At 23.8% G+C, this 1,535-nt stretch carries 1 protein-coding gene; it reads right to left on the bottom strand.

The window, feature by feature from the left end; genetic code table 11:
- Window positions 1–139 precede the first annotated feature (139 nt).
- Window positions 140–661, bottom strand: a complete 522-nt coding sequence (locus tag HMPREF1984_RS10815; protein ID WP_021768049.1) for a hypothetical protein — start codon at window positions 659–661, stop codon at window positions 140–142.
- Window positions 662–1,535 lie beyond the last annotated feature (874 nt).

The raw sequence follows: 1,535 nt of genomic DNA, 5'->3' as shown, positions 1-1,535 counted from the left end.
CAGTTGTATTTTGATTACTTTTACTTGCTGAAATACTTCCGCCATTTCCAGTAGTCTGTATTTTATGTCCATAGCCAATTGTAGCTCCTGAACTTACTCCAAAACTTTTCAAACTGCTTCTGTAGGAGTTTATTTTGTTTTATTCCCTTTCCTGAAAAATTTTTTTAATTTCTTCAAAATCTTCTAGTTCCTTTATAGTTGTTCTTTTTATTATCTTAAAATACATCTGTTCATCTAATGATTCAGGTAATTTCAATTCTTCATATATACCGTATCTTTGTATGTATTTCTGATTTTTTTTCTCGAAGTACAGAACTCTGTCTTTATTTTTCTTGTCTTTTATTATATAAATATTTTTTTGATAATCTATTTTGAAATAATAATCTGAATTATCGACAATATAATACCTATCTTCATAGTAATATTTTCTTTCATTACTAAGAAAACACTGCCTTACTTTCTTATTTTTTAATTCCCAGAGACCATATGGTCTTCCCTTATAATACATCCCTGTAAAGTTTTCCCCTATTAATGGTATTACTTTTTCTTTTATGTCACATGTAAAGATTTCATTTTTTTGAATTATATTTATATATTTTTCAGTTATATTAGAAAATAGAAAAATAGAAGTTAATAAATATATTAATATTATCTTTTTCATTTTCTTCCCTCTTATTATTCAATTTCTTCTTCTTTTATTTCTAGCTTATTGTACTTAAAAAAATCTTCACTTTTTCTATCTCCTCTTAATTTATACGACTTTGGTACTTGCAAAATAACTCCTCCTATTCTTTCAAATTTATCATTTTTCTTTTCAAAAACTATAACATTTCCTTCAGGGTTTATATACTGATATAGTTCATTTCCATATTTAAAAATTTCATCATTAAATTTAAAATTTTTGAGATAAAAACCGTCTTCTTTTTTTAAATAAACTTTATATTCATCTTTTAAGAAACAATATCTTATGTTATCTTCTTTTGGAAAATGTAATTCTCCATAAAATTCTCCTTTTTCATTTATATGTCCTACAAAATCCTTTCCTTTTATTTTTATTACTTTTTCATCCCCAACATCGCAACTGTAACTTGTATTTTCTATTTTTTTAATATTTCTTTTTCATATTCTGTTAAAGAAAATATATTAATAGCAGTTATTAAATACAATATCTTTTTTATCATTTTTTTCTCCCTATGTTTTTTATATTATATCATCTTTTTGAAATTTATTCTCTTTAACCTCTCTACTTTTTATTCGAATATATACTAGTACTGTGTAATTTTTAAAATCACTGTCTGTTTATACTGTAACTTTCTGAAAGTTTTAAACTTTCATCATTTATATTATACTCTAATTTTAATGTTAACAGATTAAATAATAAAGGTAAAATTTCAAACATGAAAAAACTGGTATAAAAAGCCGTAATAATTTTTTCCTCATTTCTAATGTTTTCCTTTCACAAAATCTAGATATTCCGATTACTAAACTTTTTAGAAAACAGACAGCCTGATAATTTTTCAGACTGTCTGCATTTG

Source organism: Leptotrichia sp. oral taxon 215 str. W9775, assembly GCF_000469505.1.
Lineage (GTDB): Bacteria > Fusobacteriota > Fusobacteriia > Fusobacteriales > Leptotrichiaceae > Leptotrichia_A.
The sequence above is the reverse complement of the archived record's forward strand: the minus strand, read 5'-3'. Positions and strand labels throughout refer to the sequence as shown.